This is a genomic window from uncultured Campylobacter sp. (assembly GCF_938017615.1).
Classification (GTDB): Bacteria; Campylobacterota; Campylobacteria; order Campylobacterales; family Campylobacteraceae; genus Campylobacter_B.
This window is the reverse complement of record NZ_CALIJA010000002.1, coordinates 1-13,062: the sequence shown is the minus strand read 5'-3', so window position 1 is coordinate 13,062 and position 13,062 is coordinate 1. Positions and strand designations below refer to the sequence as shown.

At 47.8% G+C, this 13,062-nt stretch carries 13 protein-coding genes; 10 read left to right on the top strand and 3 right to left on the bottom strand.

Annotation, left to right across the window (positions count from 1 at the left end; translation table 11 throughout):
- Positions 1–388 precede the first annotated feature (388 nt).
- Complete coding sequence (locus tag Q0620_RS00085) at positions 389–1,732, bottom strand: DUF2130 domain-containing protein (RefSeq protein ID WP_297924241.1); 1,344 nt, start codon at positions 1,730–1,732, stop codon at positions 389–391.
- Positions 1,725–3,233: a sodium/proline symporter PutP gene (putP, locus tag Q0620_RS00080; RefSeq protein ID WP_298782589.1), complete on the bottom strand. Its 1,509-nt coding sequence runs from the start codon at positions 3,231–3,233 to the stop codon at positions 1,725–1,727. Before putP ends, Q0620_RS00085 begins: the two co-directional genes overlap by 8 nt.
- 169 nt (positions 3,234–3,402) lie before the next feature.
- Here putP and Q0620_RS00075 point away from each other — a divergent pair, with 169 nt between their 5' ends.
- From Q0620_RS00075 to Q0620_RS00040, 8 genes are all read left to right on the top strand, one after another.
- Positions 3,403–4,065: an amino acid ABC transporter permease gene (locus tag Q0620_RS00075; protein ID WP_298782591.1), complete on the top strand. Its 663-nt coding sequence runs from the start codon at positions 3,403–3,405 to the stop codon at positions 4,063–4,065.
- Positions 4,058–4,786: an amino acid ABC transporter ATP-binding protein gene (locus tag Q0620_RS00070; protein WP_297916355.1), complete on the top strand. Its 729-nt coding sequence runs from the start codon at positions 4,058–4,060 to the stop codon at positions 4,784–4,786. The genes Q0620_RS00075 and Q0620_RS00070 overlap by 8 nt, the downstream gene beginning before the upstream one ends.
- Before the next feature lie 11 nt (positions 4,787–4,797).
- Entirely contained in the window at positions 4,798–5,538 is a 741-nt protein-coding gene (locus Q0620_RS00065) for a basic amino acid ABC transporter substrate-binding protein (protein ID WP_298782586.1), read from the top strand.
- Positions 5,539–5,597: 59 nt separating this feature from the next.
- A complete protein-coding gene (locus Q0620_RS00060; RefSeq protein WP_298782584.1) occupies positions 5,598–6,134 on the top strand; it encodes a hypothetical protein in 537 nt (178 codons plus the stop codon).
- Positions 6,127–6,741: a thiamine phosphate synthase gene (gene thiE / locus Q0620_RS00055; protein WP_298782582.1), complete on the top strand. Its 615-nt coding sequence runs from the start codon at positions 6,127–6,129 to the stop codon at positions 6,739–6,741. The genes Q0620_RS00060 and thiE overlap by 8 nt, the downstream gene beginning before the upstream one ends.
- Entirely contained in the window at positions 6,728–7,504 is a 777-nt protein-coding gene (locus Q0620_RS00050; protein WP_298782580.1) for an undecaprenyl-diphosphate phosphatase, read from the top strand. The genes thiE and Q0620_RS00050 overlap by 14 nt, the downstream gene beginning before the upstream one ends.
- 22 nt (positions 7,505–7,526) lie before the next feature.
- A complete protein-coding gene (locus Q0620_RS00045; RefSeq protein ID WP_298782578.1) occupies positions 7,527–9,350 on the top strand; it encodes a phosphoethanolamine transferase in 1,824 nt (607 codons plus the stop codon).
- Between the two features lie 182 nt (positions 9,351–9,532).
- On the top strand, positions 9,533–9,880 hold the full coding sequence (locus tag Q0620_RS00040) for a hypothetical protein (protein WP_297949783.1): 348 nt from the start codon (positions 9,533–9,535) through the stop codon (positions 9,878–9,880).
- Here Q0620_RS00040 and Q0620_RS00035 read toward each other — a convergent pair.
- Entirely contained in the window at positions 9,837–11,177 is a 1,341-nt protein-coding gene (locus tag Q0620_RS00035) for an aminotransferase class V-fold PLP-dependent enzyme (RefSeq protein WP_298782576.1), read from the bottom strand. The genes Q0620_RS00040 and Q0620_RS00035 overlap by 44 nt on opposite strands.
- Before the next feature lie 101 nt (positions 11,178–11,278).
- Between Q0620_RS00035 and Q0620_RS00030 the strand changes: the two genes are divergently transcribed.
- Both Q0620_RS00030 and Q0620_RS00025 read left to right on the top strand, forming a co-directional pair.
- The gene (locus Q0620_RS00030) at positions 11,279–12,088 is read left to right on the top strand and encodes a DUF234 domain-containing protein (protein ID WP_298782574.1); all 810 of its coding nucleotides are present in this window, start codon (positions 11,279–11,281) and stop codon (positions 12,086–12,088) included.
- Positions 12,089–12,125: 37 nt separating this feature from the next.
- On the top strand, positions 12,126–12,956 hold the full coding sequence (locus tag Q0620_RS00025; protein WP_298782572.1) for a hypothetical protein: 831 nt from the start codon (positions 12,126–12,128) through the stop codon (positions 12,954–12,956).
- Positions 12,957–13,062: the final 106 nt, after the last annotated feature.

The window sequence follows — 13,062 nt, the reverse complement described above, 5'->3', positions numbered from 1 at the left end:
AATTTTGCGAACCAAAATTTTAAAATTTTTATGGTACGGCAAAGCGAATTCCTAAAATTTTGCTATAGCTTTTAGTGTAAAATCTTCCTAATTGAGATACAAGATAGAAATTCCAAATCAAATTTTCGCGACGTGAAGCGCTTCCTTAATTATGAATTTAAAATTTTACATGTGAAATTTCCACACTACACAGTGCGGCGTATTTCTGCCAGTATAAAATTCGCAAGTAAAATTCCAACCTCGCAAACCCAAAAGCATACAACAATTATTTCTTGAAATTTTAGCACCACTTGTCCGCGGACAAATATCGTGTTACTTTACAAAATTTGAGCCTCACGACGCAAGGCCGCCTCGCATTTCGTTCAGACGGCGACACGTCCGCACGCCGCTATGGCGTCTCGTCGCCGTCTTGGTTTTGAAGCGCGTCCGCTTCGCTCTCCGCCGCGATCGCCTCGAGGCTTAAAATTTCATCGACGTCCTCTAGCTGCGCTACGCCGTTTCCTGCGATGCTTCTGATGCTTGCGTGCATCGCGATCGCGCCGTCTCGCGCACGCGCGATCTGTTTTTCACGCTGTTTCCAGATGCGCTCCATCGCGTTGCGCTCCTTATTTAGGCTCTCTTGCATGCCGACGAATGCCGATACGATCGTCTTTATCTGGTTTGCAAACTCGGGCGAGGTTAGATAGTCGTAGAGCATCGCCGTTTTGCTATCTTGATTTTGCCCCGATCTTTTAGCAAACGCAAGCGCCACGACGTGTTCGCGCAAGACGGCGCAAAGCCCCTTAAATTCCTCAAACGAACAGATCCAGATGCTAGCATCGCTCGGCGCTTGGTGCAGCCTAGGGCTGTGAGGCGGCATCTGCTCGGTGACGATAACGCCGATCTGCGCGCCCTCGCCTATCATATCGTCTTTGAGTTTGTCGATCCATTTGGGCTCGAAGCTTTTCGTGCGCTTGCTCTCGTATAAAATTTTACCGCAGCCCGCAAACTCCCTCGTATGCACCATCTGTACGCAGTCCGCGCCGCGCGCGCCCTTTTTGACCTCATCTATCTCGTCCAAAGGAAAGTTTAGCCGCAGATACTCCTGCAGCGCGAGCTCCTGTACCTCGCCCTGAAGCTGCTGCGAGCCCACCTCAGAGCGGCGCTTGAGCTCGTTTATTTGACCGATCAGGCTTTGGATCTGCTCATCTTTTTGGCGGAATTTCAGCTCGTTTTCCTGCGAAATTTGCTTCGAAAGCCGCTCGCGCTCTTGGTTTACGCGGTTGGTTAGCTCGATCTCGGATTTAGCTTTATTCTCGGCTTCAAGCTCGCTAAATTTACGCTTCTGCGCTTCCATTTCGGCCTTTATTAAATTTAGCTCGGAAATTCTTTGCGATTTTTCTTGCAGCTCCTTTTGTAAAATTTCAAATTTCGCCGCATTTTCGCTCTCGATCTGAGATTTTGCGAGCGCTAAAATTTTCTCCCGCTCGCTGTTTAGCGCGGAATCGGTCGCCGCTTTTACGCGCTGCTCGAATGCGTTTTCCTTCGCTTGCAGCTGCGCCAGATGCTTCGCGTACTCCTCGCGCTTAGCGGCGATCTCGGCTTCAAATTTAAGCGTGGCTTCGTTTTGCTGCTGCTGCCACTTTCGCTTCTGCTGCAAAATTTCATCTTCAAATTTGGCCTTGATATCGCGCTGCAGCGCCTCGTCTATATCGATCTGCGAGCCGCAGTGCGGGCACTTTACGTTAGCCATTTTTGCTTCCCAAACTCTGCTCTTTCATCTTTTCAAATTCCTGCGAAATTTGCGCGGCATTGGGCTCATCCGCCATCTTATCGAGCACGGAGTTGTAGCGATTTACGAGCAGTATCGCAAGCGCCGAAAAGCAAAAACCGGGCAGCAGCTCGTAAACGACCGCCGAAAGCCCCGATAAGATCCAGCAAATGACCGTGATACCGCCTACGAGCATGCCTACTAGAGCCGAGAGTGCGCTCATCTTTTTAGAATACAGGCTGAAAAGCAGCACCGCTCCAAAGCTCGCGCCAAATCCCGCCCAAGCGTTACCCACGACGTTTAGCACCGTATCGTTTGAGCCGAACGCCAAGATCGCAGCGACTGCGGCGATGATCACGACGGCGATGCGGCTGCTTAGCGTCTGCGTGCGCTCGCTCACCTCTTTTTTATAAAACGCAAAGATAAAATCCTTCGTAACCGCGCTCGCGCTTACCAAAAGCTGACTTGAGATAGTGCTCATAATCGCCGCCAGCACAGCAGAGATTATCACGCCTAGGATGAATGGGTGAAAGAAAATTTTGCCAAGCTCTAGGAAAATTTTTTCGGGATCGTCTATGCTAAGGCCCTTTTGCGAGAAATACACAAAGCCGATCAGGCCGCTAAGCATCGCGCCTACTAGTCCTAGCACCATCCACGAAATTCCGATGCGGCGCGCGCTATCAAGCTCGCGCGAGCTTCTAATCGCCATAAAACGCACGATGATATGCGGCTGACCGAAGTATCCGAGCCCCCAAGCAAGTAGGCCCAAAACGCCCAAGAAGCTTTGATTGTAAAATAGATCGAGGTGGCTCGCGCCGTATAGCCGCACCTGCGCCAAAAAGGAGCTGTCCGCAGGGATCTGCAGCGCGCGATAAGAAAACAGAGGGATCAAAATAAGCACCGCAAACATCAGCGCGCCCTGAAACGCATCCGTGATCGCGACGGCCTTAAATCCGCCGAAAAAGGTATAAAACACGACGATTAAGATCGTAGCGACCGCGCCGTAGGTGAAATTTAGCCCGAAAAAGCTCTCAAAGGTCTTGCCGCCTGCGATGATGCCGCTGCTAACATAGAGCGTAAAAAATATGATGATCAAAAGCCCCGAGATAATGCGAAGCGTCTTGGTGCGGTCTTTGAAGCGGTTTTCTAAAAAATCTGGGATCGTGACGCTGTCGCTTGCTACTTCAGTGTAAATTCTAAGCCTTTTGGCAAGAAATTTATAGTTGCACCACGCGCCCACGCAAAGTCCTAGGGCTATCCAGATATTGCAAATCCCCGTCGCAAACATCGCGCCCGGCACCCCCAAAAGCATCCAGCCGCTCATATCGCTAGCGCCCGCGCTAAGCGCCGTTACGAATGGTCCTAGGCGGCGATTATCGAGCAGATACTCGCTTAAGCTCGCATTCTTGTCATAATAATACCTACCTATAAAAATAAGCGCGCCGAAATATATCGCGATTGCGCAATAGGTCCAAAAGCTCATCGTTGCCTCCTTTTAAAAAAGCTAATTTTACTCTATTTCAAATAAAATTTTACTTTCGGAATTTAGCCAGATTTTAACGAAATTTTAGTATTCTTGCCGTTTAAATTTTAAGAAAAAGGCGCCTTGGTTGAACGAGAAAATTTTAAAGGTCGTATTTGTTTTGACTGTAATCGCCGTGGGGCTTTATTTCACCTATCCCGAACTGAGCGAAGCGCAAAAAATTTCATACGCCAAAAGCTACGGCATCACTCTTATTTTGACCTCCGGCGGCATCGTGATCGGTATCGCATTAGGATTTATGCTGGCATTTTTAAAATTTCTAAACAATAAATTTCTAAGCTTCATTATCGATGAATACGTGGATATCATTCGCGGAACTCCAATCGTTATCCAGCTGATGGTGTTCGTGTTTGTTATCTTTGCTACGTGGAGCAATAATATCGCAGCTGCGATCTTTGCGCTGGGGCTTAATAGCTCAGCTTACGTCGCGGAGATCGTGCGCGGCGGCATAAATAGCGTCGATCGCGGCCAGATGGAAGCTGCGCGCGCGATGGGGCTAGGCTACGGCACGGCGATGAAAGAGATCGTCTTTCCGCAGGCGATAAAAAATATCCTGCCTGCGCTTGCAAATGAGTTTATTAGCCTATTTAAAGAGACCTCGGTCGTGGGCCTCGTAGCAATCACCGATCTTACGTTTTTTTCAAAAAGTATGCAGGCTGCGCTTTATACCGTCCAGCCGATACTTTTTGCCGCAGTACTTTACTATGCAAGCGTGAAATTTTTCTCGTTTTTAGTAAAAATGCTAGAAAGTAGGTTAAACCGCAATGATTGAAATATCAAATTTAACCAAATCCTACGGCAATTTATCGGTGTTAAAAGGAATTTCAAAGACCATAAATAAAGGCGATATCGTAGCTATCATCGGTCCAAGTGGCGGCGGTAAATCGACCTTTTTGCGTTGCTTAAATCTGCTTGAAATTCCAAGCGGCGGCACTATTAAAATAGACGGCGAGGATATTACCGATAAGCACACTGATATTAATAAAATTCGCCGCAAAGTTAGTATGGTGTTTCAGCATTTCAACCTCTTTGCAAATAAAAACGTGCTGGAAAATTTAACTCTAGCGCCCATAAAAGCGGGGATCTATACCAAAGAACAAGCCTACGCAAAAGCAGAGGAGCTGTTACAAAAGGTCGGTCTTAGTGATAAGGCCTATACTTATCCGCACAAGCTTAGCGGCGGGCAAAAGCAACGCATCGCAATCGCTAGAAGTTTGGCAGTAAATCCGGATGTGATTTTATTCGACGAGCCTACCTCGGCGTTAGATCCCGAGATGATCGGCGAGGTGTTAGGTATAATGAAAGAGGTCGCCAAAGAGGGCATTACGATGCTTGTGGTAACGCACGAAATGGGCTTTGCACGCAATGTCGCGAATAGGATTTTTTTTATGGAGGGCGGCAAGATCGCTGTGGACGATACGCCTAAAAACGTATTTGAAAATCCGCAAAATCCGAGATTAAAAGAATTTTTAAATAAAATTTTAAACCACTAAAGGAGAGGGAAATGAAAAAATTTATGAGATTTCTAGTTGCGGGCGCTTTGCTTTGCGGTTCGCTAGTCGCTAAAGACATCACCAAAGATACGCTCATCGTAGGTACAAACGCCGAGTATCCGCCGTTTGAGTTTGTGGATGAAAACTCCAAGGTTACCGGCTTTGATATGGATCTGGTAGCCGAGCTTGCAAAGCGCACGGGGATTAAATATGAAATTTTAAATATGAGCTTTGACGGGCTAATCCCTGCGATTAAAAGTGGCAAGATCGACATGATCGCCTCGGGAATGAGCGCGACGCCGGCTCGCAAAAAGGCGATCGATTTCACAAATCCTTACTACAAGGTCGAAAATTTATATGTCAAGCGCAAGGACGATAACTCGTTAAATTCCAAAGCCGACTTGCAGGGTAAGCGCCTTGCCGCACAGCTAGGCACCATTCAAGAGCTTGCGATCAGAGATATCAAAGGCGCCGAGGTTAGCGCTACGGAGAACGTTTTTGTAGCCGTTATGTCGCTGAAAAACAAAAAGATCGATGCGCTTTGCGTGGATTCGTCCGTGGGCTATGAGTATCTTAAGAAAAATGACGATCTAACCGCATTTTTTAAAGAATCCGACGGCAGCGAGGGCTTTTCGATCGCATTTGATAAGGGCAAGTATCCCGAGCTGCTCGCTAAATTTAACACAGCGCTTGAGGAGATGAAAAAGGACGGCAGCTACGAAAAACTTTTGGAAAAGTATAATTTAAAATAATCCGCAAAATTTAGGCGTAAATTCCTCTCGTAGAATTTGCGCCGCCTAAGAGGAATCCTATGAAAAAGATATTTTTGACACTTGCGATTTTGCTCTGCACGCAGAGCTTTGCGGAGCAAAAAGATAGATACGGCATCGCCGCGTTTGCAGGTCTTGGCGATGACGGCAGAAGCTTCGTTTTTACCTTCAGAAAGGCTCAAAAAGATCGCTTCTTTCCCTGCGACTTAAAAAATTTAAATATAATCGCCGCGGGCGCTTCAAGGTGCATAACGGACGCCAAAGAGCTAAGGAAATTCGATAAAGAATATAAAAAAACTCTCGAGTCCGTGATAAAACCAGGCAAGCGCTACTACGTAAATTTAATCAATCGCGGCAATGACGCCTATGTTTGCGACGTAAGCGATCCTAAAAGTAATCTGCGATTAGACCTGGTAGCGGCGGGATTTGCTGTGCCGATAACCGACGATAGCGAACTTCTTTTAAAAGCTGCCGAGGAAGCCAAAGAGGCTAAACGTGGAATGTATAGCGCAAAATTTTGGGATGTTACCAACTGCATTCTAAACGGCGTGCCGATGCCGAAAAAGATAGATGAGTGAAATTTACGCGCTTAGCGACGATGTCTTAACGCCGCCGCAAACTATCTTTTCGCAGATAGATGAAATTTTACGCTGCAGCGTAAAGCTCGTGCAGTACCGCAGCAAGCTCGCCGCGCAGGATGAAGCTTTAATCCGCTCTCTAATCGGTCTTTGCGAGGATTACTGCGCCAAACTCATCATAAACGACGATGCGACGCTTGCCAAAAAGCTCGGTGCGCACGGCGTGCATATCGGAAAGGATGACGGCGAGACGGCGCAGGTGCGCGAGTTTTTAGGCGCGGATAAGATCATCGGCGTTAGCTGCTATGCTGATCTTGCTCGCGCGCAAAAGGCCGAGGCGCAGGGCGCTAGCTACGTAGCCTTCGGCTCTCTAAGGCGCGGCAAGACAAAGCCTGATGCGCCGCTTTGCCCCGATGCGCTTGTGCAAGAGGCGCGAAAATCTTTAAAGCTCCCAATCGCCGTAATCGGCGGAATAAACTTAGAAAATTTAAATGAAATTTTAGCCCTCAAGCCCGATTATATCGCTATGGTAGAGGCGATCTACAAACCCGCTTCGATCACGCAGAATTTAGCAAATTTAAAGGAAAAAATGGATGAATATATTTGACGCCGTGATTTTAGGCATCGTCGAAGGGCTGACGGAATTTCTGCCCGTAAGCTCGACCGGGCACATGATCCTAGCCGCAAAACTGATGGGCTTGCAGCAGACCGATACGCTTAAATGCTTCGAGGTCGTTATCCAGCTAGGCTCGATCCTGGCGGTCGTCGCGATGTTTTACAAGCGGCTTTTGGTTGATTTTAAACTCTGGTGCAAGCTCGTCATGGGCTTCATCCCTACCGCCGCGATCGGATTTTTGCTCTATAAAAGCATCAAATCGCTCTTCGCGCCGCAAACAGTCGCCTACGCGCTGATCGGCTGGGGCATTATTTTTATCGCGGTAGAGCTCTTTCGCAAAGCGCACCCTAGGGAGAATGAACTAGAGCATCTGGATCAAATTTCATACGTTCAAGCCTTTATCATCGGGCTTTCGCAGTGTTTTGCGATGGTACCGGGCACTTCGCGCAGCGGCGCCACCATCATCGCGGGGCTTTTGTGCGGGCTAAGCAGAAACCTGGCCGCGCGCTTTAGCTTCCTGCTCGCGATCCCTACGATGTTTGCGGCGACTTTTTACGACACCTATAAAAATTTAGACACCTTCGCGCAAAACTCCGACAATATCACGACTTTTCTCATAGGCGGGGCAGTGGCGTTCGTCGTGGCGCTTGCGGCAATCAAGCTATTTCTAAGCTTCGTTTCGAAGTTTGATTTCATCCCGTTTGGAATTTATAGAATTCTAATCGGCATCGTCTTTTTCATCTTCGTTTTTTAAACGCAATCATCAAAGGAATTTCATGAGCCTGGCAAAAAATATCGGCGCATTTTTAAAAGACAGATTTAGCCTCCTATCGGTATTTGACGGCGCGGTACTAAACACATACGCGCTAGTTTTAGTATTAAATTTAGCGCTCGGGTTGCTTCTTATCGCGCGCGGCGGCGAGCTGCTCTCTGCGCAGGCGCTGTTTTTCGTGGCGTCTGCGATCTGCGGCGTGACGATACTTTTTTTCGCGCTTTACGTGCTCAGCTTTTACAGCGCTAGGCTATATAAAATTCTCGCCTTTGCGCTTTTGGCGCTAAACGTAGCCTTTGCGATCGCTCAGATTTTTTTGATCTTTAGCTTAGAGCTTACCTACTCGCACGGCACGCTGGACGCGCTAGTGCAAACGACGCCCAAGGAGGCCTTTGAGTTCGCGCACGCGTTTTTAAATTTCAAGCTTATCGCGGCTTTTCTAGCACTTTTAGTATTCGTCATCGTCGCTCTTAAGCTTAGAGTGGGCCAGCGAGCGCGAATGAAGCTATGTCGCGCGATAAAGCTAGTCTTTCTGCTTAGCTTGCTCGTTTTTGCGGCACATGCGGCGTTTAAAAGCTACGTAGCCAAAAGCTCGAAAATGCGCGCCAGCATCATAATCGCGCTAAATAAAATTCCGATTTATAACTTTGCTTTCGTTACGAAGGATTATTTCGGCGCCGATTTTAAAAGCGTGCGCGAGCTGCAAGCGGGATACCAAAGCATTTACGCCTCACACTCGCATAAAACCACGCCAAACCGCATCTCAAACGTCGTTTTTATTATCGGAGAGAGCCTGCAGCGAAATTTTATGAGCCTATACGGCTACTATCTGCCTACCACGCCGAATCTGCAAGCGCTTGAGCAAAGCGGAAATCTAATCGCCTTTAGCGATGTCGTATCGCCTGGAGCTAAGACCAACGACGTGTTAAAATACGTGCTAAATTTCGGAAATTACGAGAGCGAAAAACAGCGCCCGTGGAGCGCCAACCTCGACATCGTAAATCTCGCACGGCTGGCAAACTACGAGACCTTTTGGATCAGCAACCAGGAGCGCTACGGGCAGTGGGCGGTCGCAAGCGGCGCGAGTGCGCAGATGACGGATCACTCGGACTTTACGAATCAAATCCCGGTTTATAAATACGCCTACTCGCTCGACGAAGTTATGCTTCCTAGCATAAAAAATTTCAAATCGGGCGCGAAAAGATCGCCCCTTGCGCGCAAGGACGAAAGCTCCGCCGCAGAGGTAAATGGCACGCAGAAAAAGGATAAATTTTTCATCCTTCATCTGATGGGTTCGCACCCGAGCTACGAGTTTCGCTATCCGAAAAGCTTTGCTAAATTTAGCGCCGCGGATATTTCGCGCGAGCCGCTTGATGAGGGGCAGAAAAAAGAGCTCGCGCACTACCTAAACACCGTGGCTTACAACGATTTTATCGTGAGCGAAATTTATAAAATTTTCGCAAGCGACAACACGCTGATAGTTTATTTCAGCGACCACGCTCAGAGCCTTTATCAGTACCGCGGCAAGCTAATCCACGGTGGCATCAACCGCTTCACGCTCGAAATCCCGCTGATTTTCATGGCATCGGATAAGTTCAAAGAGCAAAACGCTGATCTTTGGGCGCGCATCGCGGCAGCCAAAGACAGGCCGTTTTTAAACGACGATCTCATCCACGCGATCGCAGAAATTTTAGAGATGACCGACCTACCGGAGTACGATCCCGCTCGCTCGGTGATAAACGCGGATTTCAACGCCTCGCGTCCGCGCATCATCGAGGGGGTCGATTATGATAAGATTTACAGGCTGCAGAAGGAATTCGGCGAGTAAATTAGGTGAAATTTTGCGCCTTTTGGCTGTGCAGAATTTCGCCTCTTAAAATGCGCTCTTATCGCAAGCGCTCGCGCCCTAATTTGGTTTTCGGACGGGCGTGTCTGCGTCAAATCTACGCTATCGCAAAGCTCTGCGGTAGAATTCTTGTGTTGCGAAATTCTGCTTAGCAAAATTCGGCTTTGCGGAATTTCAAATTTTACCGCTCAAATTCCGCGGCGCAAAACTCCTCAGCACAAAATTTACCGCCAGAATTCAGCTCTCAATTTAAAATTTCAAAATTCAGAGCCACGAAATTTTATGCCGAAGAATTTCACGTCCCAATCGGCACGAAGTATCTGCCGCCCGAGCCGCGCATAAAATTCTACGCTTCAAAATTCCAAGCCATAAAATTTTACGCTACGAAATTTCACCGACAAAATTTTATGTCGCAAAACCCCGCGCCGCGAAATTTAAAAGCGGCTCTTGCTATAAAATTCCGCGAGCTTAATTTATGCTGCCGCAGTGGTATTTGCCTGCTACGAAGGTGATTTTATCGCGGATCTGAGCGATCTGTCTTAGCGCCTCCGCCAAGAAATCCACGTCGTTTTCATCGTGGATAAACGAGAAACTAGCCCGCACCCAAGCGGGTTTGCGCGACATTTCGGTATCGGGCTGCAAACCGAGTAGATCAAAGCCGTAAGGTGCTGCGCAATCGCAGCCTGCGCGGGTCTGGATCTCAAATTTCTGCCCGAGTACCCCGGCTAGCGCGTCTGGGCCTAGTCCTTTCATATTAAAAGCAAAGATCGGCACGCGCGGCGCGGTGAGATTGCCGTAAATTTCAATCTCTGGGATTTTTGAAATTTTGCCTATAAAGCGCCTGCAAATAGCCTCTTCGCGCGACTTGATCGCCTCTAGCCCCGCGCTTTTGCGAAGCTTTAGAGCGAGGTATGTCCGCACCAGCGCGATGATGCCGGGCGTGCCCGCCTCTTCCAAGCGCTCCTTGTCGATTATAAAGCGCTGCGTTAGGGCATCCGCGTATTTGATCGTGCCGCCTCCCGCGAATGTCGGCTCCTCGCCGCGCAAAAGTTCCTTTCGTACCGCCAAAATCCCGCTAGCGCCCACGCCGCCTAAAAGCTTGTGCGCGCCGAAAAACACTCCGTCGCAAAAGCCGAGATCTACGTTTTCGTGCGCGATGAGCGCGCTAGCGTCCACAAACAGCCGCCCGCCGTGCGCTTTTAGCATCAAGTAAGCGCGCTTGTAGTCTATCTTAAGCCCCGTCACGTTCGATGCTGCGGTAAGCACGCCGTAAATTTCGCGCCCTTTGTTTGCTGATAGAATTTCGCCCAAGCGCGCAAAGTCCATCAGCCCGCTTGGATCTAGCGGCACGCGTACGACCTCGCAAAGCCCCTGCCTTAGGCTAATTTCAACGGAGTGATGCTCAAAAGGCGAGATGATGAAAAGCGGCAGCTGCTTTAAGCTCTCGCGCCGCAAACTCAGCCTATCTCGCGTCGCAGGCGGCAGGTAGATGCCTAGAATTTCCCAGAGCTTTTTTATCGCCGCGGTCGCGCCGAAACCGCAGGAGATCAGATAGTAGCGCTCCTCGCAGCCCAGAAGCTCTTTGATTTTAGCCCTTGCATTTTCGTAGTAATCGCTCGTAATCTCGGCGTTGGCTCCGCCTGACGAGTGGACGTTGGCATATGTTGCAAGTACGCGCTCGATCTCCGCTTCTATAGGGCGATACGCAAGGCCCGAGGCGGCGCAATCGAAGTATTTGACCCCCTCTTTTAAGATGATATTTTCTTTGATCGTTTCAAAATCCAAAGCGCGACTCCAAAATTTTTGCAAATTATATCCAAACTCGCTAAAATTACGCCCGCAAGGAGGGCGAAATTTACGAGTTAAAAGACACTGCGCGAAATTTAGGCGATGCTGGTATCGACGCGATTTTGCAGTTTCATTTCGTATTTGACGAGATAGGCTGTATAAGCGGCTACGCGGACGTTTTTGAAGCGATCGAAAATGAAATTTTGCTCTGCTTTGAACATCTCGGCGAGCGCTTTAAATTCGGCGGCGAGTACGAAGAGCAGATCAAAAAGGCGCTGATGAAATTCGCTAGAAGCGACCGCAAAAAAATAGGAATTTCAAAAATCTTGCCGCGGTTTACGGCACAAAAAATCACCGCAGATCTCATAAACGCGAAGTTTTTAATCACCGAAAAATCAAGCGAGCAAAGAGCGCAAAAAGAGCGCAAAAACGACCGCCTCCCGCGCGCGCTGCGCCGCTACCATATCACCGACAAAGTCCATTTTAGCAGTAACTTTGCGAGGTTTTGGTTTAGATTTATCGAGCCGAACCTACCCGCGCTGCGACGCGGCGAGATAGAGCGCGTGCTAAGCCTAATCAAAGCGGATTTCAACGCCTACGCGGGGCTCGGGTTTGAAATTTTAAGCAAAGAACTGCTCGCGAAGTATTTAAATTTAGAGATTTCGCAAATTTCAAGCTTCTGGAACAAAGAGGTCGAGATCGACATCTACGCGAAATTTGAGAGCTTTTGCGTCGCGGGCGAGTGCAAATACAAGGAGCGAAAAATTTCAAAAAACGTGCTAAACGAGCTCATACTCAAATGCGAAAAAGCGCACCTCGCGCCCGATCTGCTCGCGCTGTTTTCCAAAAGCGGCTTTAGCGGCGAGCTGCGTAACCTAAAAAGCGATAAAATTTTACTCTTTTCGCTCGAGGATTTTAAAATTTTACTTTGAATACGGACGTAAAATCAATGATTATAAGGGAATTATCATGAAAAATAGGATCTTGGCGATATCGTTAGGCGTGCTTTTGAGCTTAAGCTTAGCAGGATGCGATAGGAGAGAGATAGAGGATATTCAAACAGAGGATTTTTATGCCGCCAATCCGGATAAAGCAAAAAGCGTCTCCGAGGCGTGCGCCCTAGCCGATCTATCCAAAGAATCGGCAGAGATTTACGACAACTGCGAACGAGCCGCGATGGCGTATTTTAAAATCTTCTATAAAAGTATGATGCAAGCGGCATCAAGGCAAGAAGTAAAGGCGCAAGATGAAAAACAAAAAGCTATGTGCGAGCGCAAAGAGGTGCGAAATACGGAATTCGACGTGGAATGCTTTCTATTTCTAGCCGCCACGGGTTTACCGATGAACTCTACAGCACCTAAAAATAGGCTAACTTATCTACTAGAGGAGTGCAGAAATGATACAATCAGTCCGAAATGTAGGCTTTTAAGAAAAGAGGCGAAATTTTTCACTGAAGGCTCTAGAATGAGCAAAGAAGAGGTCTACGAGGCATTATCAAAAAAATTGCAAATCGTGATAAAAGACTATATTGATTTTTACGTCTCGCAAGGTAGATTTGATGAAAATCCAGACAAGATAACAAGCATGACGGTCAAGCAGATAGCTCCGAACTCGATTAGCATAGGCACAACGAGCTATGTCAGCTGCTTTACTATAACCGCAATCGATACGGGCAAAAACGCTAGTTTGGAGATACGAAAAGGCGCAAGCCAAAATTATGAATTCTGCATGGAAACATATAAATTGCCTGAAGTTGCAAAAATTCTAAATGAAAACGACGGCGTTATTAGGCTTAGATAGCAAAATCTTATATTTTCAAATTTAATTACAAAGTCTTAAGAGTTTAATTTTAAAACTGAAATTCCGCCGCTTTAAAATTTTAAAGCGGCGGGATTTTGTAAAATTT